We start from the raw sequence: 24803 nt of genomic DNA, 5'->3' as shown, positions 1-24803 counted from the left end.
GCGATTAGAGCTATGCGTTTGGCGATATATTCGACCACCCGCAAGGCGCGTCACCAAAGCTTCATGGGAACGTCAATCAATCGTCAATCGGCATTCACAAACCCTGCCTATCGGGAACAGGTTCAATCTTCCAACTCGTGAGACCCCGATGAAAAAGACAATTCTCGCTCCCTTGGCACTTGGCATTCTGATGACATCGGCCGCTCTTGCCGAAGACACTGTTTTCCCGGCCAAGCTCGCGGCCCATGCCGTGCTGCCGGCCAACACGATCATCGCGGCACCTGCCGACGCGGCCGATTATCTGAAGACCTCCGGCAAGTTCACGACACCTGACCGCAAGCGCACCGAGGCGCTCGGCACCGTGCCCGGCAAGGACGGCGTTCGCCTCACCGGCCTGTCCCTGCCCTTCGACGGCCAGCCGATGCAGGGTTTCTCCGGCATCAAGACCATGCCGGACGGCACCTTCTGGAGCCTGTCGGACAACGGCTTCGGCTCGAAGATGAATTCCTCCGACACCATGCTGATGCTGCACAACATCAAGATCGATTGGGATGCCGGCAAGGTTGCGGTGGTCAAGGATGTCTTCCTCAGCGATCCCGACAAGAAGGCCCCCTTCCCGATCGTCATGGAAGGTGCCGCCAAGCGCTATCTGACAGGTGCGGATTTCGACGTCGAATCGATCCAGCCGGTTGCCGACGGCTTCTGGGTCGGCGAGGAGTTCGGTCCCTATATCCTGAAATTCGACCTCGACGGCAAGCTGACCGACGTGATCCCGACCACAGTCAACGGCAAGCCGGTGATGTCGCCCGACAATCCGACGCTCGCCGTACAGGCCGATCCTTCGAAGCCGATGCCGGCGCTCAACGTCAAGCGTTCCGGCGGCTATGAAGGCCTTGCCCTGTCGAAGGACGGCACGAAGCTCTACGGCCTGCTCGAAGGTCCGCTCTGGACGGATGCCGAGACCGTCGAACAGGCCGAAGGCCGCCCGGCGCTGCGCATCATTGAACTCGACGTCGCATCGAAAGCCTGGACCGGCCGCAGCTGGCTCTATCCGCTCGCTGAAGGCGGCGAGGCGATCGGCGATTTCAACATGCTGGACGACAAGACGGCGCTGGTGATCGAGCGCGACAACGGCGCCGGTACCGTCGACAAGGCCTGCGCTAATCCGAAGGAACCGAAGCCGGACTGCTTTGCCGTCGGCTCCAAGGTCAAGCGCGTCTACAAGATCGAGATGACCGATGACAACGCCGGCAAGGCCGTGCGCAAGATCGGCTATATCGATCTCCTGAAGATCGCCGACCCGGACAACAAGAAGCGCCAGGGCGGCGGCGAAGGCTTTTACGACATGCCCTTCGTCACCATCGAGAATGTCGACCGCGTCGATGACACCCACATCATCGTCGGCAACGACAACAACCTGCCGTTCTCGGCCGGCCGTGCGCTCGACAAGGCTGATGACAACGAGTTCGTGCTGCTCGAAGTCGGCGAGTTTCTGAACGCCAAGTAAAAAGACGAAGGCCCTGCAGCGTTCAACTGCAGGGCCTTTCGATTCATGCCATCACGAGCAGCGCTCAGAGGATGAAATAGCCCTTGCTCAGGATCAGGGCGTCATCGAAATGGATGGCGAAATCGGCTTTCTTGTCGCCGTTGATATCGGCATAGACATAGGTATCGGAGGCTTGCTTGACGTAGCGCAGTTCGCCGGCCTTGCCATGGAAACCCGCAGTGCCAATGAAGTCGAACGCTTGGTTGCCCGAAGATTTCGTATTTGCATCGATAGCGGCCAGATGGATTCTGTCCCCGTCGGCGCCGGAGAAATCGTGGATCGTATCACGGCCGGAGACCGAAACAGTCGATTCCGATTTATCCCCGAATATGAACGAATCCTTGCCTGCGCCGCCGATCAGATCATCCGCGCCAACATCGCCATAAAGCTTGTCGCCGCCGCCGGCACCGTTGATTATGTCGTTGCCCGCATCGCCAACGATCCAGTTGATGCTTTCGTTGCCGTAGAGCCTGTCGGCATGGGCCGACCCGACGAGACCTTCGATCGAGGAATAGGTGTCTCCCCTGGCATCGTTTGTGTTGATGGACGTGTTGGCAAGGCTGGCCGTGACACCCTTCGTTGCGAACATGTAATATGCCGTATCGAAGCCGGATCCGCCGAAAAGCTTGTCAGCACCGATACCGCCAAGGAAATCGTCATCGCCGTCATTGCCTTTCAACGTATCGTTGCCGAGGCCGCCGACGAGGCCGTCCGCATAGTTCGTCCCGTTGACCGTATCATTGCCGGCAAGGATCAAGGCCTGAAAAGTCGCGTCGTTTCCAGCAAAAATCGCATCGCCGAGCTTAGCGGCCGACACGCTCAAGCCCGTAACCGATACGGCAGTCGTTCCGTCGATGACGACTTTTATGCTGGTTACAGTGCCAGCCGTGATATCGGTAGGCCGACCCGACGACGATGAAACCTTCAAACCGGTTCCGTTGAACAACGTGTAATTCATGGAGTCATCAAACAGCTTAAGCATCATCGTCGACCATGATGCCTTGTTGTAATCCAAAACATCGTCCACGCTCGTCGCAAGCATATCGACGCCATAACCCGTATTTCCATAAGTAATCGTCGCCATGGATTCCCGCCTGTTACAATAAATTCTAAAGTGATTCTTAACCTTTAAGTTGTATCAAGATATACCATTCCTCGCGGCGCCCGCAATACGCGACCGGCGCTAAAACCATGACGCCAACGAGAGAATTACCCCTCGAACCGGAAACCAATCCGCTTGCCCGTCAACTTGGCGAGTTGCTGCAACCGGCCGTCAAGCCGTTCGCCTGCGAACTCCGAATAGGCCGACGGGATCACGAATTCGAGGTCGAGGTCGGAAGATGTCGACGGGCGGATATCGAGGTTGCGCACGACGCCCGGCATTGATGCCGACAACAGGTAGACCACTCTCAGCAAGCCGCCGAGCAGTTTGGCGAGTTCCAGCATGCGCGGCGTGGCAATCGCCGCCAGTGGCTCGGTCGCGCCGTCATCGTTGAGGCCTTCGAAACGGTAGTAGTTGGCAAGGGCAATATAGGCGCGGCCGGCATGGGTGATGCCGGAAAAGGTGCTGTGAGCGATGATGTTGAGCGCCTGCAGGCCGCGATAATCGGGATGGGCACGCCAGCTGATATCGGCGAGCAGGCAGGCCGCCTGGCGGTAGCGGCCCTCTTCCTCGGTCTCGGTGATGCCGAAATGCGGCACCATCTTGCCGCTCCAGTCGGCAAGCTCGCGCGCATGCTCGGGCGAGCGGGCGCGCAGGATGGCGATTTCGCGCGCCGCCACCAGCAGAGGATCGTGGGCACGGACGGTGTCCGACAGCAGCGAGAACAGGTAGCCCTCGCGCACGCCGAGCGCCGAAAAAGAAATCGTCGCCGGCTTCATCTGGGCGATCACTTCCTGCATCGCAACGGCCCCGAACGGCAGGAGCGTGCGGCGGCTCTTGGAAATATGCGCGTATGCCGGCGCCTTCAGGTCCTTCGGCTCGATCACCTCGGGCAGGAAGGCCATGGCCTCGTCGAAGGAGATCTCGTAGCCCTGCATCATGTGCAGCGGATAGTTGCGCGTTTCCATGTGCAGCTTGGCGATCGAGCGCCAGGTGCCGCCAACGGCATAGAAGGTACGGCCCGCAACGTTCTGCAGGACCTGCGCGCCCTTCACGTAGCGGCGCACATGGCTGCGCGCCTTGACGATTGATCCCTCTGCATGTTCCGACAGCCTTATGCCGCCGAGCGGCAGGGTGATGCCCTTGCCGATTTTGGTACCGACGACATCGACGAGTTCGAGCGAACCGCCGCCGAGGTCGCCGACGACGCCGTCGGGGTCGTGATAACCGCTGATAATGCCGAGCGCGGAGAAATAGGCCTCCTCCTCGCCGGTCAGCACGCGCACCTTCTGGCCGAGAATGATCTCGGCGCGGCGGATGAAATCCGGGCCGTTCGATGCGTCGCGGGCAGCAGCCGTTGCCAGCACGAACACGGTGGAAGCGCGCGCCTGCGTCGACAAAGCCCTGAAACGATGCAGCGCCTTCAGCGCCCGCTCGACGCTCTCGGCGTCCATTCGGCCGGTCGCGTCGATACCCTTGCCAAGGCCGCACATGACCTTTTCGTTGAACAGAACGGCCGGAGACCGGCTCAGCCCCTCATAGATCACAAGCCGAATCGAGTTCGACCCAATGTCCACGACGGAGACCGGGGCGATACCAGGCAAACGCCCCTGGGCTTCAGATTCTACCATGCCATTCCAGTTTTATCTTCTACGGCCGTTGTCCCAGCCGGCTATTACCTTGGGGGTACTGGACTTCAAGGCCTCGCCCCGCCCGGACAGGCTGGGATTGGTCATGAAATAGACCTGTGCGTTGAACGGTTCGGAATCCCTGGCGACTTCCATGCGCCGCGACGTTCCGTCCGAAAGGATCTCGTAGCTCTGCTGGTTATCGATGAGATTGCCCAGCATGATCTGCGACAGCACCTGTTCATGCACAGTCCGGTTGATGAGAGGCACAAGGGTCTCCACCCGCCGGTCCAGATTGCGCGGCATCAAGTCCGCCGACCCGATATAGACGAGCGCGTGCTCGGAGGGAAGCCCATGGCCGTTGCCGAAGCAGAAGATACGCGAATGTTCGAGGAAGCGCCCGACGATGGATTTGACGCGAATCCTTTCGGACAGCCCTGGAACCTGCGGCCGCAGGCAGCAGATGCCGCGCACAACCAGATCGATCTCCACGCCGGCCCGGCTGGCGCGATAGAGCGCATCGATAATCTCAGGATCGACCAGCGAGTTCATCTTCATCCAGATCGAGGCCGGCCGGCCGGCCTCCGCATGGACGATTTCCTCGCCGATATGCTGCAGGATGCGCGGGCGTAGCGTGTGCGGCGAAATCGCCAGCTTCATACCCGCTTCCGGCTCGCCGTAGCCGGTGATGAAGTTGAAGATATTGGCCATGTCATGGGCGATCTTCGGATTGCAGGTGAAGAACGACAGGTCGGTATAGATCTTCGCCGTGACCGGATGATAGTTGCCTGTGCCGAGATGGCAGTAGGTCCGAAGCTTGCCTTCCTCGCGGCGCACCACCATCGACATCTTCGCATGCGTCTTCAGTTCGATGAAGCCGAACACGACCTGCACGCCGGCCCGCTCCAGATCGCGGGCCCAGCGGATATTGGCTTCCTCGTCGAAACGCGCCTTCAATTCGACCAGCGCCGTCACCGACTTGCCGGCTTCGGCCGCGTCGATCAACGCCCGGACGATCGGGCTATCGTTGGAAGTGCGGTAGAGCGTCTGCTTTATCGCCAGAACGTCAGGATCGCGCGCAGCCTGGAGCAGAAACTGGACCACCACGTCGAAGCTCTCATAGGGATGGTGGACGACCATGTCCTTTTCGCGGATGGCGGCAAGACAGTCTCCGGCATGTTCGCGGACACGTTCGGGAAATCGCGCATTGTACGGCTCGAAGCGCAGATCCTCGCGCGGCGCCTTGGTGATCTCGGAGAGCGTGTTGAGCGCCAGAAGGCCGGGCAGAACTGCGACGCGGTTTACCGGCACGCCGAGTTCGCCGACGACGAACTGGCGCAGTTCCAGCGGCATTTCCGAATCGATCTCGATGCGGATCACCGAACCGCGGCGGCGGCGCTTCAGGGCCGTCTCGTAGAAGCGGACGAGATCCTCGGCCTCTTCCTCGACTTCGATATCGCTGTCGCGGATGATACGGAAGGTTCCGGAGCCCTTGACCTCGTACCCCGGGAAGAGCCGCTCGATGAACAGGCTGACGGCGTCTTCCAGCGTGATGTAGCGGATCACCGACTTGGCGTCCGGCAGGCGAATGAAGCGATCAAGCGCCACCGGCAGACGCAGGAGCGCCGTCATCGGCTCGCGACCGCGCTTGCTGGTGAGCTGCAGGCCCATGGTGAAGCCGAGATTGGGAATGAACGGGAACGGATGGGCGGGGTCGATCGACAGCGGCGTCAGCACCGGGAAGATCGCCTGCTCGAACTCGTTGGCAAGCCATGTCCTGTCCTGCGCCGACAGCGAGATCGGCCGGACGATGAGAATGTCTTCCTTGGCAAGATATTGCTGCAGGACGGCAAGCGAGGCCTGCTGTTCCATCTGCAGGTTGTCTATTTCCTTGAGGATGTCTTCCAGCTGCTCGGCGGGCGTCTTTCCGTCCGGGCTGCGAACAACGACGCCCTGTCGGACCTGGCCTTCGAGGCCTGCGACGCGGACCATGAAGAACTCGTCGAGGTTGGCGGCGGAAATCGACAGGAAGCGCACGCGCTCCAGCAACGGATGGGCGGTATTGAGGGTTTCCTCAAGGACGCGGCGGTTGAACTGAAGCCAGGAGAATTCACGGTTGATGAAGCGTTCCGGGCTGGTCATCAGGTCGATCTGATCGGCCACAGGCTCGTTGGCAATTGTCGCAGATGTTACAGTGTCCATGACCAAGACCGCCTTTTTTGTTCTTCGATGCAGCTAGCGCAGTTTGACGACCTAACTATGACAGTCAATCGATTTCGCGTGTCTTTCCAAGGGCATTCAGCACCTCTGACGCCAGTGCCCGGTTGATGCGCGTCCCGCGTGCGAGCGCCAGATGGTCCAGCCTCTCGACGACGGTCTGGGCGGATTCGAGCGAGCGTTCCATACGCGCCACGATATAGCCGATCAGCCGGTCATCGACGGAGAGCTGTCGGTCGGCCAGAAGCTTGACCAGAACCTGGGCCAAAAGCTCGTCGTCCGGCTCGCCGATCTCGACCACAGTCGCAGCCTTCAGGCGTGAGCGCAGGTCCGGCAGCTCGACCGGCCAGGACATCGGCCAAAGCCGGCTGGTGATCAACAGGCTGGTTCCGTTTTCCCGGACGCTGTTGATGACGTGGAACAGCGCCCGGTCGTCAAACCCCCGGCGGTCGGCGTCCTCGAACAGGACCGGACCCGCCGCCGCGATGTCGGCCGCATTGCTGTCCGCTGTCGGATGAATGGCGACGGCAGCGCTGTTTTCCCGCCAGATCGCCGCAAGGTGCGATTTGCCCGACCCTACAGGTCCTGCAAGGATCACCACGGGCGACGTCCAGCGCGGCCAGCTGTCGATGATGGAAACGGCCGCTTTCAGCCGTTCGGACACGAGCAGGTCGTCACGGCCCGTCTGGGGCTCGTGCTCGAAAACGAGCGGCAACTGTTCGAACTTGCGGACCATACGCTGTTACTCTGGAAGCCTGTGCTCTGGGCTCTTGTGTTCCGGCTCGATCGTCAGGATGTGGCGATGGCCGTGATAGAGCGTGCTGTCAAGGTACCGCCCGATGCCGAACCGGACAAGCACGCCGATGGCAGCGGCGCACGGGACTGCGACCAGGAGCCCGACGAAGCCGAACAGGGCGCCGAAGGCCAGAAGCGCGAACATCAGCCAGACCGGATGCAGGCCGACGCTTTTGCCGACCAGCCGCGGCTGGAGGACATTGCCTTCGAGAAACTGCCCGGCAAAGAAGATCACGGCGATGATGCCGATATGGATATAATCCGGCCAGAACTGCACGAGTGCCACACCGAGGGCAAGCACCAGCCCGACCATCGAGCCGACATAGGGGATGAAGCTGATCATACCGGCAAACAGGCCGATCAGCAGGCCGAAGTTCAGGCCGGCGAAAGACAGGGAAACACCATAGAACAGGCCGAGGATGATGCAGAGCGAGCCCTGGCCGCGCACGAAGCCGGCAATCGTCAGGTTCATGTCGCGGGCGATCTGACGCACCGTGGCGACGTGATCGCGCGGGATCCAGCTGTCGACCTTGTCAACCATGCGGTCCCAGTCGAGCAGCAGATAGAAGGCGACCACCGGCGTGACGACAAACAGCGAGATGATGTCGAGCAGCGCCATGCCCGAATTCCACAATTGCTGGAACAGCGTGCCGAGGAAGCTTGCCCCCTGCTCGAGCAGCTTGGCCGAGTTCTGCTTGATCGTGTCCATCTGGCCCGTGATCCAGCTTGGAAGCCACTCGGCGCGCTGGCTGGTCAAAAATTCCTGCAGCAGCGAAATATAGCCGGGCATCTTCTGGATGAAATCGGACGCCTGGGTGAAGACGATGGGAATGATGATCACCAGCGACAGGGCGAAGACGATGATGAAGCCGATCAGGATGACGACCGTTGCCATCAGGCGGCTGAGGCCAATTCTTTCCAGCCGGTCGGCGACAGGATCGAGGAAATAGGCAAGCGCCATGCCGGCGATGAACGGCAGCAGGATGGTCGAGAACACCATCAGGAAGGCGATGAAGGCGGCAAGGAAAAGCAGCCAGAAGATGATCTGGCGCTGCAGCCCGCTGCTGCTCAATTTGTTGACCATGCCGCTGTTCCGATGTGTTGCCGCTGGCGCCGCACCGCGCCGCTTCCATTGCTGGAGATAGGATGTGGCACCGACCATGGTCAAGCCTGTGGCCGCAAACGGCCGACAATGGCGGGCAAAACAGCAAAAAAGCGGGAGTATCCGGGGCAATATGCTTGCACTTGCGGCACCACCATGCCAATCGCAATCCAAATATGACGAGCCGGCGGAGATCAAGCCATGAGCGAGCCAGGAAAGAACGGTCTGACCTACAGCGATGCGGGTGTGGACATCGACGCCGGAAACCTTTTGGTGGAAAAGATCAAGCCGCATGTGCGCTCGACGCGGCGCCCCGGCGCCGACGGCGAGATCGGCGGCTTCGGCGGCCTGTTCGACCTGAAGGCGGCGGGTTTCACCGATCCGGTGCTGGTTGCGGCCAATGACGGCGTCGGCACCAAGTTGAAGATCGCCATCGATGCCGACAAGCACGATACTGTCGGCATCGATCTCGTCGCCATGTGCGTCAACGATCTGGTCGTCCAGGGCGCCGAGCCGCTGTTCTTCCTCGACTACTTCGCCACCGGCAAGCTCGATCCGGATCAGGGCGCTTCGATCGTCGGCGGCATTGCCGCGGGCTGCCGCGAGGCCGGCTGCGCGCTGATCGGCGGCGAAACTGCTGAAATGCCGGGCATGTATGCGGGCGGCGACTATGATCTCGCCGGCTTCGCGGTTGGTGCCGCCGAACGCGGGCAGTTGCTGCCGGCCGGCGATATCGCCGAGGGCGACGTGATCCTCGGCCTCGCCTCCTCCGGCGTCCATTCCAACGGATACTCGCTGGTGCGCAAGATCGTCTCGCTCTCGGGCCTCGCCTGGGACGCACCGGCACCCTTCGGCGAAGGGACCCTGGCCGACGTGCTGATGACCCCGACGCGCATCTATGTGAAGCCGCTGCTCAAGGCGATCCGCGAGACCGGAAAGATCAAGGCGCTCGCCCACATCACCGGCGGCGGCTTTCCGGAGAACATTCCGCGCGTGCTGCCCAAGCATCTGGCCGCCGAGATCGATCTCGATGCCATCAAGGCGCCGGCGGTGTTCTCCTGGCTTGCCAAAACCGGCGGCGTTGCCGCCAACGAGATGCTGCGCACCTTCAACTGCGGCGTCGGCATGATCGCCGTCGTCAAGGCGGAAGACGCGGAGAAGGTGACGTCGGTCCTCACAGCTGAAGGCGAAACCGTCTTTGCACTCGGCCGCATGGTCGCCCGTGAAGAGGGTGCGGCCGGCACGATCTACAAGGGCACGCTGGCTCTATGAACGATGCGGTCAAAGCGGCCCGCAAGCGGGTCGTGGTGTTCATTTCCGGCGGCGGCTCCAACATGCTGGCGCTGGTGAAAGCCGCCTCCGAGCCGGGCTTTCCGGCTGAGATTGTCGCCGTGATCTCGGACAAGGCCGATGCCGGCGGGCTCGCCAAGGCAGCGCCCCTCGGAATCGCGACGTTTGCGTTCGTGCGCAAGGACTTCGAGAGCAAGCAAGCCCATGAAGCCGCGATCCTGACAGAACTCGACCGTCTATCCCCGGACATCATCTGTCTGGCTGGTTACATGCGGCTTTTGAGCGCCACCTTCATCAACGCTTACGAAGGCCGGATCATCAACATCCACCCTTCCCTGCTGCCGCTGTTTCCAGGCCTGCATACCCATCAGCGGGCCATCGACGCCGGCATGACCGAAGCCGGCTGCACCGTGCATTTCGTCACCGAGGGCATGGATGAAGGACCGGTTATCCTGCAGGCCAAGGTGCCGGTGCTGCCGGGCGATACGTCGGAAGACCTTGCAGCACGGGTGCTGGTCGAGGAGCACAAGTCCTATCCGCAGGCTCTTCGCCTCTTGGCCGAGGGCAAGGTGCGGATGGTGGACGGGAAGGTAGTTGTGGCGGATATTCAGGGCTGAATGCTCAATGACGATTATCAGATCGACGTCATTTCGCTAACGCAGCTCGATTCAACATCGCCCATTGCAACAGCATGATCGTCTTGCCGTCGCAGATCTCGCCGCTGTCGATCATCGCCATCGCATCGCCAAGCGGCACCTCCAGCACCTCGATGTCCTCGTCCTCGTGCGCGGCGCCGCCGCCGTCTTCGGCGCGCACCGTCACGTCGATGATCGCGGCAAAGAAGTGGATGGTCTCGGTCACCGCGCCGGGCGACATGAAGGCCTGGAAGACGGGACGGACATCGGTGACCAGATAGCCGGTTTCCTCCATCACCTCGCGTTTGATCGCCTCGGCCGGATGATCGCCGTCGAGCAGTCCGGCCGGCGTTTCCAAAAGCCAGCCGGAATGACCGTTGAGGTGCGCCGGCATGCGGAACTGCCGCACGAGGATGACGCTGTCGCGCCTGGGATCGTAGAGCAGGATGGTCGCGCCGTTGCCGCGATCGTAGACCTCGCGCTTCAGTTTCTTGGTGACACCGTTCGAGCCGGTGTAATCGAAGGTGACGTTGCGCAGGTGGTACCAGTTTTTCGAAAGCGTCTCGTCCTTGAGGATCTCGACCTTCGCATCCTTGAATTTCGCCATTTCCAGTTCAGTCCTTGCGCAGCCATACGTGATTGTCGTGGAACGCCGCCCCGCCATAGGGGGCTGCCGCGTCGGCGCCGGTCAGCACGTTGATGCCCTCGCCGTCGAGATGCGCGTCGTTCGGCCAGAGGCCTTCGGCGATCACCACACCGCGCCGCGCACCGCCGCCGAGCTTGGCATGCAGGCGAATTTCGCCGCGCTCATTACCGATCCGGACGATATCGCCTTCGGCAACGCCGAGTGCCGCCGCGTCGTCCGCATGGATCATCACCTCCGGACGGACTTCCTTCTGGAGCGAGGATGGCGTCTCGGCAAAGGTCGAGTTCAGAAAGGAGCGCGCCGGCGATGTCGCCAGACGGAACGGATGTGTCTCGTCAGCGACCTCGATCAAATTGACATGATCGGGAAACTCGGGAAGCTGCGCATGCGGGCCGAAAACGCCCAAGGCCTTCGGCGGGCGGTTCGGTGCCGGCGTACCTGTCCAGTCGGCCTTGAAGCGGAATTTTCCGTCGGGATGACCGAACCCCTTGATGAAATGGGCCGTCTCGAAATCCGGCTGGACATCCAGCCATTTCTCGCGCTTCAGCCCTTCATAGCCGATGCCGTAGTTGACCAGGATATGGTCGATATGCTCGCGCTCGCTCAAGCCGAAGCCGGGTTTGTCCGAAACGCCCAGGCGCTTGGCCAGTTCCTCGATGACGAAGAGGTTGGGGCGCACCGTCGGTGGCGGCTCGACGACCTTGGGGCCAAGCAGAATGTGCTGGTGGCCGCCGCCGCGATAGAGATCGTCATGTTCGAGAAACATGGTGGCGGGCAGAACGATATCGGCGACCTTGGCCGTATCGGTCATGAACTGCTCGTGCACGGCAACGAAAAGATCGTCGCGCAGGAAGCCGCGCTTCACCAGCCGCTGCTCCGGCGCCACATTGACCGGATTGGTGTTCTGGATCAGCATCGCCGTCACCGGGCCGCGATGGCGCAGGGCTTCCGCATCGCCGGTCAGCACCCGGCCGATCTGCGACTGGTCGAGCATGCGGATATCCGGGTCCAGCATCACTGATCCGACCAGTTCGCGCTTGTCGAACCGGAAGATATCGTTGTTGGAATGAAAGGCGCCGCCACCCTCGTGCTTCCAGGAGCCGAGTACGGTAGGCACCGAGGCTGCGGCATGGATGGCGACCGCGCCGTTGCGCTGGCGGGTAAAACCGTAGCCGAGACGGAAATAGGTTTTCGGGGTCGTGCCGACGAGCTTGCCGAAGGCTTCGATCTCGTCCACGGGCAGCCCCGTGATGGCCGAGGCCCATTCCGGCGTGCGCGTCTTCAGGTGGTTTTCGAGACCGGCCGGATCATCGGCATACTCAGCCAGATAGGCACGGTCCGCATAGTTGTCGCGGAAGGCGATGTGCATCACGGCGCAGGCGAGCGCCGCGTCGGTGCCGGGCTTCAGCACCAGACCCATATCGGCCTGCTTGATGGTCGGATTGTCGTAGATGTCGATGACGACGATCTTGGCGCCGCGTTCCTTGCGGGCCTTGATGGCGTGGGTCATGACGTTGACCTGGGTCGAGACCGCATTGGTGCCCCAGATGACGACACAATCGGATTTCGCCATCTCGCGCGGATCAGGCCCGCGCAGCGAACCGGTTCCCATTGTCAGCCCGGTCCAGGCGAGATTGGTGCAGATCGAACCGAAGAAGCCGGAATATTTCTTCGCATGACGCAGGCGGTCGATCGAATCGCGCTGCACCTGCCCCATCGTGCCGGCATAGAAATAGGGCCAGACAGCTTCGGAGCCATGCGTCTGCTCCGCCCTGACGAAGGCGCTGGCGATTTCGTCGAGCGCGTCTTCCCAGGAAAGTTCCTGCCAGCTGCCCTCGCCTTTCGCGCCCCTGCGGCGCTGCGGCACCATCAGGCGGCCGGGATGATAGATGCGCTCGGAATAGCGGGCCACCTTGGCGCAAATAACCCCGGCGGTGTACGTATTGGCGCCGGCGCCGCGCACCCGGCCGATCCGGCCTTCGGGCGTGACATCGACCTCCAGCGCACAGGCCGAGGGACAGTCATGCGGACAGACGGTGTGGCCGACGGACATTTGTGGTTTTATGGGGGTCGCAACGTTCATGGCTTTTCTATATTGCATCGCGAAAGGGTCTCAAAGTCCCCAACGCCATGCATTCCAACATTTCATCCGAACGATCAGGAACGCGAATGAATTACCGTCACATCTACCACGCCGGAAATTTCGCCGACGTGCTGAAGCATGCGGTGCTTGCCCGGCTGATCGTCTACATGGCGCAGAAGGACAAGGCATTTCGTGTGCTCGATACGCATGCGGGCATCGGCCTTTATGACCTCTCCAGCGAGGAAGCGCAGAAAACCGGCGAGTGGGTGGATGGCATTGGCCGCATTCTCGATACGGATATTCCCGCCAAGGCAAAGGCAATCCTGGAGCCCTACCTCACGGCGGTGCGCGACCTCAATCCCGACGGCGGCCTGACGCTCTATCCCGGCTCGCCGAAACTCACCCGCATGCTGATGCGGCCGCAGGACCGGCTGTCGGCGATGGAGCTGCATCCCGACGACTACGAGACGCTGCACCGCCTGTTCGACGGCGACTTCCAGAGCCGCATCACCGAGCTTGACGGCTGGCTGGCGCTCGGAGCCCATCTGCCGCCGAAGGAGAAGCGCGGCATCGTGCTGGTCGATCCGCCGTTCGAGATTGCTGGCGAATACGAGAGGCTGGCCGACGGCCTGCACAAGGCATACCGACGGTTTTCCGGCGGCACCTTCTGCCTGTGGTATCCGCTCAAGCAGGGCGCACCGATTGCCGAGTTCCATGCAGCCCTTCAGGCGCTGGAAATCCCAAAAATGCTCTGCGCCGAACTCGTTGTTCGCAGTGACCGCGACACGACCGGGCTTTCCGGCTCCGGCCTGATCATCGTCAATCCGCCCTTCACGCTGAAGGGCGAACTCGACATCCTGCTGCCCTTCCTCAAGGACCGGCTGAAACAGGATCGCCATGCGTCGGCCCGCGCCTTCTGGCTGCGCGGCGAGGAGATGCCCGAGCGGGATTGAACGGGGCTTGACGGTCCGGCTGCAAGAGACGCAATCTGAATGTCATTCAGGGCTGAAACGGGGAAGACGATCATGAAAGCGATGCTTGAAACCGCCTTCCTCTTCTCGCTTGCCGCCATGACATGCTTCGCAGCACCGGTGAAGGCCGGCGATTATCTGAATTCCCGCACGGGACGCGTCACCGATGCCTGCCGCAGCCGGGATGTGCTTGCCTTCATCACCTCCGACTTCGGCTATCGGGCCTCTCACTATCTCAAGAGGGATATCGCCATCGCCGAAATCCGTGACATGCGGCAGAAACGGCTTGTCCTGCGCGACGAGACCCGACCGGTCCAGCGCGAATATTGCAGCGCTACCGCCATCACAACGGACGGAAAGCGGCGCGGGCTCTGGTATCTGATCGAACGCGGCTTCGGCTTTGCCGGCATGGGATCGAACATCGAATTCTGCCTGAGCGGTCTTGATCCCTGGAATGTCCATGGTGCGCAGTGCGCTTCGTTGCGGTGAAAGGCGTGATGTCCGGTTTCCGCCGCATTGTCCTGCTCCTGCTTGGTGCGCTGCTGCTCGCCGCCTGCGATGGCGAAAGTGACGCGCGGAAGGCCCCGCAGAACGCCAACACCTCGATGACGACGACACCGATCGCCGGCAATCCCGTCAAAACGCCATCCGGCGCGCAACCGGTTCCTCTCGGCAGCGGTTTCGATTTCTACGTGCTTTCGCTCTCCTGGTCGCCGAGCTGGTGCATCGAGAACGATCCGTCCGGCCGCACCGAACAATGCGACCCGGACAATAGCCATGGTTTCATCGTCCACGGCCTCTGGCCGCAGAACGAACAGGGCTATCCGGAATTCTGCCGGACGCGCGACCCCGACCGGGTGCCGGACGCGCTGGGGCGGACCCTGTTCGACATCATGCCCTCCATGGGCCTGATCGGCCATGAATGGCGCAAGCACGGTTCGTGTTCGGGGCTCGGCCAGAGAGACTATTTTGCCGTCCTGCGCGCTGCCCGGGAAAAGGTGACGATACCGCCGGCGCTGCAATCGGTGGCATCGCCTCGGCGGACGAGCGCCGCGGAGATCGAAACTGCGCTCACCACCGCCAATCCCGGCCTGCGGACAAATGCCATGGCCGTCAGCTGCGCGGCCGGACGCGTCGATGAAGTCCGCATCTGCTTCAACAAGGACTTGAGCTTCCGCGCCTGCGGCGAGATCGATCGCGCCGGTTGCACGGTGAAAAGCCTCAGCCTGCCGGCCACACCCTGACCACCAGAAGAAAGAAACCTCGCATGAAAATTCTCTATTCCCCCGCCTCCCCCTATTCCAACAAGGTGCGCATGGGTGCGCACTATGCCGGGATTGCGGCCGAAAGCGTGCTGACAGACACCAACGCCAATCCGCCCGAACTGATCGGCAACAATCCGCTCGGCAAGATTCCGACGCTGATTACGCCTGCTGGAAAGGCGATCTACGACAGCCGGGCAATCATGCATTTCATCGACCGCGAGACGAAGGGCAAGCTCTATCCGCGCAATGCGGAAAAGCGGACCGAGGTGGAAATGCTGGAAGCGCTTTGCGACGGCATCTGCGACAGCCTGCTCGCCATCGTCTACGAAAAGCGCTTCCACCCGCCGGAAAAGATCCACCAGCCGTGGATCGACAGGCAATGGGAAAAGGTCGTGCGCGGTCTCGATTACCTCAACGCCAACATGCCGAAGACCGGCGCCAAGCTGCATGCCGGCCATTTCGCACTTGCCGCGATGCTGCGCTACATCGAGCTGCGCTTCTCCGGTGAATGGCAGAAGGGCCGCCCGAAGCTGAAGAACTGGCCGCAGAAATTCGAGAAATTCTTCCCCGATTATGCGCAGTTCAAAATCTGAGCCGCTGACGACGGTGGGTTGTAAAATGCAAGAAGGCCGGATCGCTCCGGCCTTCCTGTTCATTCACGATGTTCCGATCGATCAGAACTTGACGCCCATACCGACGCGGACGCTGTGTTCGTCGTAGCCCGACGAAACCTTGCCGCCCGGCAGGCTGAAGTCCTTCGAACCGTAATCGGTGTAGCGGTATTCGACGCGGGCCGTGACGTTGTCGGTCACGAAGGCTTCGGCACCAGCACCGGCCGTCCAGCCGAGCAGCGTGTTCTTGTCCGAGCCACCGCCATTGGCGGTTGCCTTGACGTTGGACGCGGCAACACCCGCCGTACCGTAGACGAGAACCGGGTTCAGATCATAACCGACGCGGCCGCGGACCGAGCCATTGACGCCCTGCTCCATCTTGCGTGCCGAATTCCTGGTGTCGTTGTCGCCGTAGTTGATATCGGCTTCAGCACCGTAGACGATGTTGCCGCTCTGCATGTTGTAGCCGCCATAGAGACCGCCGCCGAAACCTGCAGCTCCACGGCCGCCGGTTGCGTCATACTGGCCATGTGCCCAGTTGGCCGTGCCGCCGACATAGGCGCCCGACCAGTTCTTGATCGCCGGCTCGCTGTACTCGGCAGCCGGAGCCGCCGGAACTTCGTCGATCGCGTCAGCGGCCTGAACGGCGGAGAAGGCGATGAGGGATACGGCAGATGCCATGAGAGTGGTGATGAGAGTACGCATTAAAGTCTCCTTTCGAACCGATGCTCCGGACCCTCGCGGTCCTAAACTGATACATCGGACAAATTGCAATTAACCCCGCCCGGTTGAGGAGAATTTGGTCGTCAAATGCGGATTCTCAAGAGCCAAATTGTGAAATTTTAGTGGCGGGAGGATGGCTGAATTTCGATGTTGCTCTGTAGCCACAGGGTAATTATTAACCACAAATAAAGAATAACGAAATCTATACTGTAAACGTCGAAATCAATTCAATTTAGGCGTTTTCCGTTAAATTTTCCGAAACGAATTCGTGGAGCCCGTTTCGCATTGTCTGCCCGGCTCCTATATCCTTGCCGGATGCAGACATTTCGAATCGCACGGCGGGGACACATTTGAGGCAGCCTTTGAAAACAGCGCTGGTGACCGGCGGCGCCAAGCGCATCGGCAAGGCGATCGTCGAGGATCTGGCCGCCCATGGCTTCGCCGTGGCCATCCACGCAAACACCTCCCTGCCGGAGGCTGAAGCGCTTGCCGCCAACCTCCGCTCGCAAGGCGGCAAGGCTTCGGCGATCATGGCTGATCTCGCCGACACGGCTTCCGTCCTGACAGTGATGGAACAGGCCGTTGCGGCTTTGGGGCCGATCGGCCTGCTGGTCAACAATGCCTCGCTCTTCAAGAAGGACAGCCTCGAAGACTTCGACGAGGCCATCTGGGACCGGCATTTCGCCCTACACGTCAAGGCCCCGTCTCTGCTTGCCCGCGATTTCGCAGCGCAATTGCCAAAGGAAAACGCGGGCCTGGTCGTCAACATCATCGACCAGCGCGTCTGGGCTCCAAACCCCCGATTTTATTCCTATATGTTGTCGAAGTCGGCGCTGCTGACGGCGACCGGGACGATGGCCCAGGCCTTGGCGCCGGAAATCCGCGTCAACGGCATCGGCCCCGGCCCGGCCCTGCCGAACGAACGGCAGAACAAGGCCGATTTCGACGCGCAGGTCGAGGCAGTGATCCTGAAACAAGGCCCGCGGCTCGACGAGTTCGGCCGGACGATCCGGTTTCTGTTCGACACGCCGTCGATCACCGGGCAGATGATCGCGCTCGACGGCGGCCAGCATCTGGCCTGGCAGACGCCGGATATTTTGGAGATTGTGGAATGAGCGGGCGCGTGCCGACAGACGGCGGCATTCTCTATGACGAAAATGCCAGCGACGACGAGGACCTGATCGAGGTCCCGGATAACGGCGCCCCCGCGCCTATTCTGGACTGGGCCGAGACCAGCGCCATTCCCGATGGATTGCGCGGCGCGGAGCTGATCCAGGCTTTCGTCAAGCTTCTGCCCAACAGCCCGGGCGTCTACCGCATGTTCAACGAGGCGGGCGACGTTCTCTATGTCGGCAAGGCGCGCAGCCTGAAGAAGCGCGTCAGCAATTATGCGCAGGGACGCGGCCATTCCAACCGCATCGCCAAGATGGTGCGCGAAACCGCCAATATGGAATTCGTGACGACGCGCACCGAGATCGAGGCGCTGCTGCTCGAAGCGAATCTCATCAAGCGCTTACGGCCGCGCTTTAACGTTCTGCTGCGCGACGACAAGTCCTTTCCCTATATTCTGGTGACGGGCGACTCGAGAGCCCCGGCGCTTTACAAGCATCGCGGCGCACGCAGCCGCAAGGGCGATTTTTTCGGCCCCTTCGCCTCGGCCGGCGCCGTCGGCCGCACGATCAATTCGCTGCAACGCGCCTTTCTCCTGCGCACCTGCACCGACAGCGTCTTCGAAAGCCGCACCCGCCCCTGCCTGCTGCACCAGATCAAGCGTTGCGCCGCCCCCTGCACCCATGAAGTCAGCGACGCCGACTATGCGGAACTGGTCACCGAAGCGAAGGATTTTCTCTCCGGCAAGAGCCAGGCGGTCAAGGCGACGATCGCGGCGGCGATGAGCGAGGCCTCGGAAAATCTCGATTTCGAGCGGGCAGCCCTCTACCGCGACCGGCTGGCGGCGCTGTCGCATGTCCAGAGCCATCAGGGCATCAACCCGTCCGGAGTCGAGGAAGCCGATGTCTTCGCCATCCACCACGAAGGCGGCGTCTCCTGCATCCAGGTGTTCTTCTTCCGCACCGGCCAGAACTGGGGCAACCGAGCCTATTTCCCCAAGGCCGATCCGACGTTGACGCCGGCCGAAGTGCTCAGTGCCTTCCTTGCCCAGTTCTACGACGACAAGCCCTGTCCGCGACAGATCCTGCTGTGCGAAACGGTCGAGGAACAGGACCTGCTCGGCGAAGCGCTCAGCGAGAAATCGGGCTACAAGGTCGCGATCCTCGTTCCCCAGCGCGGCGAGAAGAAGGATCTGGTCGAACACGCCGTCGCCAATGCCCGCGAGGCGCATGGCCGCAAGCTGGCCGATACCGCCTCGCAGTCACGCCTGCTGGAAGGGCTTGCCACCACATTCAAGCTGGAGCGCACGCCGCGCCGCATCGAGATCTACGACAACTCCCATATCATGGGTACCAATGCCGTCGGCGGCATGGTGGTGGCCGGGCCGGAAGGCTTCGTCAAAAGCCAGTATCGCAAGTTCAACATCAAATCGACCGACATCACGCCCGGCGACGACTTCGGCATGATGAAGGAGGTAATGACACGTCGCTTCTCCCGTCTCCTGAAGGAAGAGGGAAAACCCGACCGCAGCATCGAGACCAACGAGGACAGCGCATTTCCGGCCTGGCCAGACGTTATCCTGATCGACGGCGGCCAGGGCCAGATGACGGCTGTGCGGGCAATCCTCAAGGAACTGGACATCGAGGATTGCGTCGTCGCCATCGGCGTCGCCAAGGGCGTCGACCGCGAGGCCGGCCGCGAGCGCTTCTTCCCGCCCGGCGGCAGCCGCGACGGCTTCACCCTGCCGCCGCGCGATCCTGTGCTCTATTTCATCCAGCGCATGCGCGACGAGGCGCACCGCTTCGCCATCGGCTCGCACCGGGCGCGGCGCAAGAAGGAGATGGTCAAGAATCCGCTGGACGAGATCGGCGGCATCGGCCCGACGCGCAAGCGCGCGCTGCTCCACCATTTCGGCACCGCCAAGGCCGTGTCCCGCGCCGGCATCAACGACCTGATCGCGGTCGAAGGCATTTCGGAAGCCGTGGCGCGGATCGTCTACGATCATTTTCACGAGGACGGCGCGAAGTAGAGCGTAAACCAGGGTGGAAGAGGAGCTTACCCTTCGGGGAAGATGCATCTCATCCGGTTCACGGTGCGTTCAGACGAATTCCGCCATAATTCAGGCCGATCTCTCAATGACCGGTTGACGCCGCTGTCACAAAGTCTTTCATCTGTAGCCACGAACCCGCAGAGAACCCGAATCGATGTCCACGACGCCTGCCGCCTACAACATCCCCAATCTCCTGACCTATGCCCGCATACTGGCCGTGCCGCTGATCGTCCTGTGTTTCTTCATCGAGGGCAGGCTGCAGAGTTCGGACTTTGCCCGCTGGACGGCCTTGGGGCTTTTTGCCTTCGCCTCGATCACCGACTTTTTCGATGGCTATCTGGCGCGCATCTGGCAGCAGACCTCCAATATCGGCCGCATGCTCGATCCGATCGCCGACAAGCTTCTGGTCGCCTCCGTCCTGCTGCTCGTTGCCGCCGACGGCACGATTGCCGGCTGGTCGATCTGGGCTGCGATCATCATCCTGTGCCGCGAAATCCTCGTTTCCGGCCTGCGCGAATATCTGGCGGCGCTGAAGGTCAGCGTGCCGGTGACCCGTATCGCCAAGTGGAAGACGACGATCCAGATGGTCGCCATCGCCTTCCTGCTCGCAGGCCCCGCCGGCGACAAGGTTCTGCCTTACACCACCGAGATGGGCATCCTGCTTCTCTGGGTCGCCGCCGCCATCACGCTCTATACCGGCTACGACTATTTCCGCGCCGGCCTCAAGCACATGGTCGACTGATGGCGACCGTCAACCTCGTCTACTTCGCCTGGGTGCGCGAGCGGATCGGCAGGGCCGAGGAAACGCTGGAACTTCCAGACGGCATCGTCACGGCCGGCGACCTGCTCGCCCATCTGAAGACGCTCGGCGAGGAATATGAGACGGCGCTGGAGCATGAGAATGTCATCCGCGTCGCCATCAACCAGGAACATGTCGAGCACGACGAGCCGATTGCCGGTGCGCGGGAAATCGCGCTGTTCCCGCCAATGACCGGAGGCTGACGCCGTGGGCGGCGTGCCTGTCACCGTTCGCGTCCAGCGCGAAGATTTCGACCTCGCCGCCGAGGTGCAAGCCCTGTCCGCCGGTCGCCACGATATCGGCGCCGTCGTTACCTTCTCCGGCCTCTGCCGCGACGAGGCCGGCATGCTGAGCGCCCTTGAACTCGAGCATTATCCCGGCATGGCGGAGGCGGAAATCAACCGCATCTGCGAGGAGGCCGTCACCCGCTTCGGACTACAGGCCGTCTCGGCCATCCACCGCTACGGAAAAATCCTGCCAGGCGAAAACATCGTCCTCGTCGTCACCGCCTCGCCGCACCGGCAGGCAGCTTTCGACGGCGCCAATTTCATCATGGATTTCCTGAAAACCTCGGCGCCTTTCTGGAAGAAGGAACACGCCGCCGACGGTATCGAGCGCGGCTGGGTCAGCGCCAAGGACGAAGACGACAGCGCGCGGGATCGCTGGTCGAAGGACTGATTACGGCTGGAATTGCTCCTTGCGCGTCAGCACCAGCAGCAGGACCAGGAACGAGAAGATCGCAAAATCCCGCCAGAGCATCGGGCCGTAGGCGCTCCACAGCGTTTCGCCCAGGCCCATCGCCGCCGCCCCCACTGCCGCCAGCACAGGCGCCGTCTGGCCGCCGATCGCCGCGATGAACAACACCTTGACGCCGAAGATCAGGCCTGCACCAAAATCCATGTTGCCGTAGTAGGACGTGGCGAGAATGCCGGCGATGGCAGCCAGCAGCGCCGAAAGCCCGTAGGCCGCAACGAACACCCGGCTGCCGTCGACGCCGCAGAGCGCCGCGGCTCCCGCATCATCCGATACCGCCCGCCAGGAACGGCCCCAGGCGGACCGCGCCAGAAACACATGCCCTGCCCCGACCATGGAGAGCATCACCACGGTATTGAGAAGCTGGATCACCGTCAGCGTCACCGGGAATTGCGGATCGGGCCAGAGGACCAGCGGCGTGTTGAGGAAGGGCGGCAGCCAGAGGCTGCGGGTCTTTGCCGCAATTCGCGACAGCTCCATCAGCACCAGCGCCACGCCGAGCGAGGCGACCACGACCGTATTGGCCGAGGTCGCCACCAGCCTGCGCATGATCGAGCGGCCGATGAAGAGGCCGGCGCCGAGCGCATAGACCAGCGCCGAAATGGCGCCGACGGCAAGCGCCGCCGGCAGGACCAGCCACAGCCGGTTCCAGGCAAAATCGGAAAACAGCAGGAAGATCTGGCCGGAAAAGCCGAACAGCGCGCCATAGGTGAGGTCCGCCCGCCGGGTCACGGAAAACGCGATGGAATAGCCGAAGGCCAGCAGCGCATAAAGGGCGGCGATAGGCAGGGCACTGGCAAGCTGCTGGAGAAAATAGGCCATGACACATCCACTGATGACAAAATCATTATAACTGGTAAAATGCGTTTTACCAGTTAGGATATGGCATGACGTTTTCCTGGACCCCGCATCGTTTTTCCGGTGGCGCGCTTGCGCTCGATGTCGCCAATTCGGTGATCCTGCGCTTCGACGCCGAGCGCCGGATCGACCGTTATGCCGATCCCGCTGCCATGAGGGACTTTGCCACTGCCGCAATGAAATTCTCCGCGGAACAGGCGCTGTTCGGTCCGCTCGAACCTGTCGCGCCGCAGAACCGAGCTGCCTTTCTCGATCTCCGGGAAGCCACCGACCGGCATTTTCGCGCCGAAGTGCTGGGGCTTGCCTCCTCCGAACGGCTGGCCGACCTGCTGGACGCAGCCTCCACCGTCATCCGCCGCCACCCGACCAAATCCGCCTGCACGCCGCTCGACGCAGCAACGGCCCGTTCGGCGCTGATGCTGGCCACTCTCGGCGAGCCGGAGCGCCTGAAGATCTGCCCTAATTGCCAATGGCTGTTTCTCGACCGCAGCCGCAACCGCAGCCGCACCTGGTGCGACATGACCGTCTGCGGAAACCGCGTGAAAGCGAGCCGCCACTATCAGCGCCAGAAGAAGGAGTTGACCGCATGAGCCCCCGCAGCAAGCGCTTTCCCCTCGCCGCTGGTGTTCTCGCCGTCCTGTCGGTGCTCTCCGCCTGCCAGCGCGAGACCGGCCCCGATCCGCTGCAACTGACCGGCAAGATATTCATCTTCAACTATCGCCTCGCCTATGCCACCTACATGATCACGCTGAGCAAGACCGAACCTGTTCCGGATGGCAGTACCGTTGTGGCTACATTCGAAAACCCCGCCGGCGGGCCGCCGCTGACGCTCGACCGCAAGCTGTTTGAAAAACTCGACAAGGTGGTCCTCGAAAGCCCGGATGTCACCTGCGTGAAGAAGCACACACCCTATGCGGTGACGATCGAGGTCAAAGGCCCGGACGGGACCATCCTGCAAACGCTGAAGACCACGGTGACCTCCAGCCTCGATCAGGACATCATGCCGGCGCAGGCGCTGGTCGTCGGCCCGGCCTACGACAAGAATCCGGACGTCTTCAAGGCGGGCAAGACACCGGAACATTTCGCGACGGCGAAGTGCGGGACATAGAGATGTGCAAGCCTCTGCTGTCGCGCATGAGGCGATGATTTATCCGGAAGGCAACCAGCCTTTTGGGTTGCAATAGGGCAACGACACTCTGGGCGGGACTGTTCATCGCGTATCTATCTGGCCATGCAAAACCCGGCTTGTCAGGCCGGGTTCTCGACGATAAGCGGCAGGTGAGCCGCTAGTGCGTGGTGCTGTTTATAAGTGCATCGATGAGTGCGATCTGCGAACGATTGCCGCGCTTGTACTCGTTGATCAATATTTTCGCTTCAGCAGTCGCATCCTTGCGCAGAATGCGATGCTGCGAGCACCAAGCGTCAAGAACCGTCTGGAGCATATTGAGGTCTTTCGGCGGTATTGCGATATCCGGCTTTTGCATCATTTTCCTCCCAAGGATTGGCTTTTTTTTTTCGTGATAAGCCGCCTCCCAACGGCCTCCAGCACGTTCGACCTTAGTCCAAAGTATTAGGGGTTCAAGATGAAAACGTGACACTTTACGTGAGGTACGTACCCGTTTTTTCTACCAGCAGGAATTGTAATCCCCTCGCAAATTAATCGGGTTCAAAAGTGGGATTTTCTCGGGTTTGATGATCGAGGACACACGGGAATTCGCCGCGCAATGGCTCCGGCCCCGAAGGCAATGATTCGCTCGGCTTTGGATCTTTCGGTAAACCCCGAAGAGCCTGTCGGGCTCAATCCCAACAAAAAACCGGAGCGTTTCCGCCCCGGCTCTTAAATTCAGTCTTTTCAAGTCCTTCGGGCCGAAACCCTCAAGAATTGATTCAGCCGACGATTTCGGTGTCGGAGAACCAGTACTTGATTTCCTGGGCAGCGGTTTCCGGAGCGTCCGAGCCGTGAACCGAATTTTCGCCGATCGACAAAGCGTGGGTCTTGCGGATCGTGCCTTCGTCGGCGTTGGCCGGGTTGGTCGCGCCCATGATTTCGCGGTTCTTCAGGATGGCGCCTTCGCCTTCGAGAACCTGAACGATGGTCGGGCCGGAGGTCATGCCTTCAACCAGTTCGCCGAAGAAGGGGCGTTCCTTGTGCACGGCGTAGAAGCCTTCGGCTTCGCGCTTGCTCATCCAGACGCGCTTGGAAGCGATGACGCGGAGGCCTGCATCTTCGAGCATCTTGGTGATGGCGCCCGTCAGGTTGCGCTTGGTGGCGTCCGGCTTGATCATCGAAAAGGTGCGTTCAATCGCCATTGTCTCAATTCCCTTGGGTTTTCCGTGAATTTGGCGGTTCAATAGCCGCCAATGCCGCGCAAAACAAGGGGGGAGCGGCGAAGTTTCACGCCGCTGTCACGCAGCGCCCGACGCCGCCGCGGAGATCGAGGCAGCGCTTCGACCCGCCCATGACCGCAGCGCCGCTCTCGAGAATCGCCTTCAGCCGGACGAAGCGCTTCGCTTGCAGCGGCCGAAAACGCCACAGCCGGTAAGCGGCGGCAACGGCACACAACAATCAAATCAGTAAATTTCATCGATCGCATCACCCACCGCGATACGGTTATGGGA

25 protein-coding genes are annotated in these 24803 nt (G+C 61.5%); 14 read left to right on the top strand and 11 right to left on the bottom strand.

The features are described 5' to 3' along the window. The first annotated feature begins 148 nt into the window (after positions 1–148). Positions 149–1507: an esterase-like activity of phytase family protein gene (locus tag J2Z75_RS21295; protein WP_209854794.1), complete on the top strand. Its 1359-nt coding sequence runs from the start codon at positions 149–151 to the stop codon at positions 1505–1507. A 64-nt stretch (positions 1508–1571) separates the two neighbouring features. Here the strand turns inward: J2Z75_RS21295 and J2Z75_RS29555 are convergent, their stop codons facing one another. The 5 genes from J2Z75_RS29555 to J2Z75_RS21270 form a co-directional block, all read right to left on the bottom strand. Beyond that, a complete protein-coding gene (locus tag J2Z75_RS29555; protein ID WP_209854793.1) occupies positions 1572–2630 on the bottom strand; it encodes a calcium-binding protein in 1059 nt (352 codons plus the stop codon). Between the two features lie 125 nt (positions 2631–2755). Then, positions 2756–4279 carry an exopolyphosphatase gene (gene ppx, locus J2Z75_RS21285; protein ID WP_209854792.1) on the bottom strand — a complete coding sequence of 508 codons (1524 nt, stop codon included), beginning with the start codon at positions 4277–4279 and terminating at the stop codon, positions 2756–2758. Positions 4280–4291: 12 nt separating this feature from the next. Further along, entirely contained in the window at positions 4292–6478 is a 2187-nt protein-coding gene (locus tag J2Z75_RS21280) for an RNA degradosome polyphosphate kinase (RefSeq protein ID WP_209854791.1), read from the bottom strand. A gap of 64 nt (positions 6479–6542) precedes the next feature. After that, a complete protein-coding gene (gene hdaA / locus J2Z75_RS21275) occupies positions 6543–7229 on the bottom strand; it encodes a DnaA regulatory inactivator HdaA (RefSeq protein ID WP_209854790.1) in 687 nt (228 codons plus the stop codon). A gap of 6 nt (positions 7230–7235) precedes the next feature. Then, complete coding sequence (locus J2Z75_RS21270; RefSeq protein WP_209854789.1) at positions 7236–8372, bottom strand: AI-2E family transporter; 1137 nt, start codon at positions 8370–8372, stop codon at positions 7236–7238. A gap of 219 nt (positions 8373–8591) precedes the next feature. Between J2Z75_RS21270 and purM the strand changes: the two genes are divergently transcribed. Beyond that, entirely contained in the window at positions 8592–9662 is a 1071-nt protein-coding gene (gene purM, locus J2Z75_RS21265; RefSeq protein WP_209854788.1) for a phosphoribosylformylglycinamidine cyclo-ligase, read from the top strand. Continuing rightward, positions 9659–10297: a phosphoribosylglycinamide formyltransferase gene (purN, locus tag J2Z75_RS21260; RefSeq protein WP_209854787.1), complete on the top strand. Its 639-nt coding sequence runs from the start codon at positions 9659–9661 to the stop codon at positions 10295–10297. Before purM ends, purN begins: the two co-directional genes overlap by 4 nt. A 28-nt stretch (positions 10298–10325) precedes the next feature. On the opposite strand, the gene J2Z75_RS21255 is transcribed toward purN, so the two are convergent. Continuing rightward, positions 10326–10922: an NUDIX domain-containing protein gene (locus tag J2Z75_RS21255; protein WP_209854786.1), complete on the bottom strand. Its 597-nt coding sequence runs from the start codon at positions 10920–10922 to the stop codon at positions 10326–10328. 7 nt (positions 10923–10929) lie between these two features. Next, on the bottom strand, positions 10930–13062 hold the full coding sequence (locus tag J2Z75_RS21250; RefSeq protein WP_209854785.1) for a molybdopterin-containing oxidoreductase family protein: 2133 nt from the start codon (positions 13060–13062) through the stop codon (positions 10930–10932). A gap of 68 nt (positions 13063–13130) precedes the next feature. Here J2Z75_RS21250 and J2Z75_RS21245 point away from each other — a divergent pair, with 68 nt between their 5' ends. The 4 genes from J2Z75_RS21245 to J2Z75_RS21230 all read left to right on the top strand — a co-directional run bounded on the left by J2Z75_RS21245 (position 13131) and on the right by J2Z75_RS21230 (position 15873). Beyond that, positions 13131–13997, top strand: a complete 867-nt coding sequence (locus tag J2Z75_RS21245) for a 23S rRNA (adenine(2030)-N(6))-methyltransferase RlmJ (protein WP_209854784.1) — start codon at positions 13131–13133, stop codon at positions 13995–13997. A 72-nt stretch (positions 13998–14069) separates the two neighbouring features. Continuing rightward, positions 14070–14504, top strand: coding sequence for a hypothetical protein (locus J2Z75_RS21240; RefSeq protein WP_209854783.1), 435 nt, complete (start codon positions 14070–14072; stop codon positions 14502–14504). Between the two features lie 8 nt (positions 14505–14512). Next, the gene (locus J2Z75_RS21235; RefSeq protein WP_209854782.1) at positions 14513–15259 is read left to right on the top strand and encodes a ribonuclease T2 family protein; all 747 of its coding nucleotides are present in this window, start codon (positions 14513–14515) and stop codon (positions 15257–15259) included. 23 nt (positions 15260–15282) lie between these two features. After that, complete coding sequence (locus tag J2Z75_RS21230; protein ID WP_209854781.1) at positions 15283–15873, top strand: glutathione S-transferase; 591 nt, start codon at positions 15283–15285, stop codon at positions 15871–15873. Between the two features lie 81 nt (positions 15874–15954). Here J2Z75_RS21230 and J2Z75_RS21225 read toward each other — a convergent pair whose 3' ends face one another. Then, positions 15955–16596, bottom strand: coding sequence for an outer membrane protein (locus J2Z75_RS21225; protein ID WP_209854780.1), 642 nt, complete (start codon positions 16594–16596; stop codon positions 15955–15957). Positions 16597–16964: 368 nt separating this feature from the next. Here J2Z75_RS21225 and J2Z75_RS21220 point away from each other — a divergent pair, with 368 nt between their 5' ends. The 5 genes from J2Z75_RS21220 to J2Z75_RS21200 all read left to right on the top strand — a co-directional run bounded on the left by J2Z75_RS21220 (position 16965) and on the right by J2Z75_RS21200 (position 21251). Further along, positions 16965–17729: an SDR family oxidoreductase gene (locus tag J2Z75_RS21220; protein ID WP_209854779.1), complete on the top strand. Its 765-nt coding sequence runs from the start codon at positions 16965–16967 to the stop codon at positions 17727–17729. Next, entirely contained in the window at positions 17726–19753 is a 2028-nt protein-coding gene (gene uvrC / locus J2Z75_RS21215) for an excinuclease ABC subunit UvrC (protein WP_209854778.1), read from the top strand. The genes J2Z75_RS21220 and uvrC overlap by 4 nt, the downstream gene beginning before the upstream one ends. A 175-nt stretch (positions 19754–19928) precedes the next feature. Then, entirely contained in the window at positions 19929–20516 is a 588-nt protein-coding gene (gene pgsA / locus J2Z75_RS21210) for a CDP-diacylglycerol--glycerol-3-phosphate 3-phosphatidyltransferase (RefSeq protein ID WP_209854777.1), read from the top strand. Beyond that, positions 20516–20776 (top strand): molybdopterin converting factor subunit 1, encoded by a 261-nt coding sequence (moaD, locus tag J2Z75_RS21205; RefSeq protein ID WP_209854776.1) that lies wholly within the window; start codon positions 20516–20518, stop codon positions 20774–20776. The genes pgsA and moaD overlap by 1 nt, the downstream gene beginning before the upstream one ends. Before the next feature lie 4 nt (positions 20777–20780). Then, a complete protein-coding gene (locus tag J2Z75_RS21200; protein ID WP_209854775.1) occupies positions 20781–21251 on the top strand; it encodes a molybdenum cofactor biosynthesis protein MoaE in 471 nt (156 codons plus the stop codon). Here J2Z75_RS21200 and J2Z75_RS21195 read toward each other — a convergent pair whose 3' ends face one another. Next, entirely contained in the window at positions 21252–22148 is an 897-nt protein-coding gene (locus J2Z75_RS21195; protein ID WP_209854774.1) for a branched-chain amino acid ABC transporter permease, read from the bottom strand. Positions 22149–22213: 65 nt separating this feature from the next. Between J2Z75_RS21195 and J2Z75_RS21190 the strand changes: the two genes are divergently transcribed. Together J2Z75_RS21190 and J2Z75_RS21185 are read left to right on the top strand one after the other, a co-directional pair. After that, entirely contained in the window at positions 22214–22774 is a 561-nt protein-coding gene (locus J2Z75_RS21190) for a CGNR zinc finger domain-containing protein (RefSeq protein ID WP_209854773.1), read from the top strand. Then, positions 22771–23292, top strand: a complete 522-nt coding sequence (locus tag J2Z75_RS21185) for a hypothetical protein (protein WP_209854772.1) — start codon at positions 22771–22773, stop codon at positions 23290–23292. Before J2Z75_RS21190 ends, J2Z75_RS21185 begins: the two co-directional genes overlap by 4 nt. A gap of 178 nt (positions 23293–23470) precedes the next feature. Here the strand turns inward: J2Z75_RS21185 and J2Z75_RS21180 are convergent, their stop codons facing one another. Then, a complete protein-coding gene (locus J2Z75_RS21180; protein WP_209854771.1) occupies positions 23471–23668 on the bottom strand; it encodes a hypothetical protein in 198 nt (65 codons plus the stop codon). 403 nt (positions 23669–24071) lie between these two features. Beyond that, entirely contained in the window at positions 24072–24494 is a 423-nt protein-coding gene (ndk, locus tag J2Z75_RS21175) for a nucleoside-diphosphate kinase (RefSeq protein WP_068953196.1), read from the bottom strand. Positions 24495–24803: the final 309 nt, after the last annotated feature.

The sequence above is a fragment of the Rhizobium herbae genome (genome assembly GCF_017873135.1).
GTDB lineage: Bacteria > Pseudomonadota > Alphaproteobacteria > Rhizobiales > Rhizobiaceae > Pararhizobium > Pararhizobium herbae.
This window is presented reverse-complemented; position numbering and strand designations above follow the sequence as displayed.

Bases quoted from the DNA above. Each gene is read 5' to 3' on its own strand.
- J2Z75_RS21295 (WP_209854794.1), top strand. From the start codon at position 149: ATGAAAAAGACAATTCTCGCTCCCTTGGCACTTGGCATTCTGATGACA.
- J2Z75_RS29555 (WP_209854793.1), bottom strand. From the start codon at position 2,630: ATGGCGACGATTACTTATGGAAATACGGGTTATGGCGTCGATATGCTT.
- ppx (WP_209854792.1), bottom strand. From the start codon at position 4,279: ATGGTAGAATCTGAAGCCCAGGGGCGTTTGCCTGGTATCGCCCCGGTC.
- J2Z75_RS21280 (WP_209854791.1), bottom strand. From the start codon at position 6,478: ATGGACACTGTAACATCTGCGACAATTGCCAACGAGCCTGTGGCCGAT.
- hdaA (WP_209854790.1), bottom strand. From the start codon at position 7,229: ATGGTCCGCAAGTTCGAACAGTTGCCGCTCGTTTTCGAGCACGAGCCC.
- J2Z75_RS21270 (WP_209854789.1), bottom strand. From the start codon at position 8,372: ATGGTCAACAAATTGAGCAGCAGCGGGCTGCAGCGCCAGATCATCTTC.
- purM (WP_209854788.1), top strand. From the start codon at position 8,592: ATGAGCGAGCCAGGAAAGAACGGTCTGACCTACAGCGATGCGGGTGTG.
- purN (WP_209854787.1), top strand. From the start codon at position 9,659: ATGAACGATGCGGTCAAAGCGGCCCGCAAGCGGGTCGTGGTGTTCATT.
- J2Z75_RS21255 (WP_209854786.1), bottom strand. From the start codon at position 10,922: ATGGCGAAATTCAAGGATGCGAAGGTCGAGATCCTCAAGGACGAGACG.
- J2Z75_RS21250 (WP_209854785.1), bottom strand. From the start codon at position 13,062: ATGCAATATAGAAAAGCCATGAACGTTGCGACCCCCATAAAACCACAA.
- J2Z75_RS21245 (WP_209854784.1), top strand. From the start codon at position 13,131: ATGAATTACCGTCACATCTACCACGCCGGAAATTTCGCCGACGTGCTG.
- J2Z75_RS21240 (WP_209854783.1), top strand. From the start codon at position 14,070: ATGAAAGCGATGCTTGAAACCGCCTTCCTCTTCTCGCTTGCCGCCATG.
- J2Z75_RS21235 (WP_209854782.1), top strand. From the start codon at position 14,513: ATGTCCGGTTTCCGCCGCATTGTCCTGCTCCTGCTTGGTGCGCTGCTG.
- J2Z75_RS21230 (WP_209854781.1), top strand. From the start codon at position 15,283: ATGAAAATTCTCTATTCCCCCGCCTCCCCCTATTCCAACAAGGTGCGC.
- J2Z75_RS21225 (WP_209854780.1), bottom strand. From the start codon at position 16,596: ATGCGTACTCTCATCACCACTCTCATGGCATCTGCCGTATCCCTCATC.
- uvrC (WP_209854778.1), top strand. From the start codon at position 17,726: ATGAGCGGGCGCGTGCCGACAGACGGCGGCATTCTCTATGACGAAAAT.
- pgsA (WP_209854777.1), top strand. From the start codon at position 19,929: ATGTCCACGACGCCTGCCGCCTACAACATCCCCAATCTCCTGACCTAT.
- moaD (WP_209854776.1), top strand. From the start codon at position 20,516: ATGGCGACCGTCAACCTCGTCTACTTCGCCTGGGTGCGCGAGCGGATC.
- J2Z75_RS21195 (WP_209854774.1), bottom strand. From the start codon at position 22,148: ATGGCCTATTTTCTCCAGCAGCTTGCCAGTGCCCTGCCTATCGCCGCC.
- J2Z75_RS21190 (WP_209854773.1), top strand. From the start codon at position 22,214: ATGACGTTTTCCTGGACCCCGCATCGTTTTTCCGGTGGCGCGCTTGCG.
- J2Z75_RS21185 (WP_209854772.1), top strand. From the start codon at position 22,771: ATGAGCCCCCGCAGCAAGCGCTTTCCCCTCGCCGCTGGTGTTCTCGCC.
- J2Z75_RS21180 (WP_209854771.1), bottom strand. From the start codon at position 23,668: ATGCAAAAGCCGGATATCGCAATACCGCCGAAAGACCTCAATATGCTC.
- ndk (WP_068953196.1), bottom strand. From the start codon at position 24,494: ATGGCGATTGAACGCACCTTTTCGATGATCAAGCCGGACGCCACCAAG.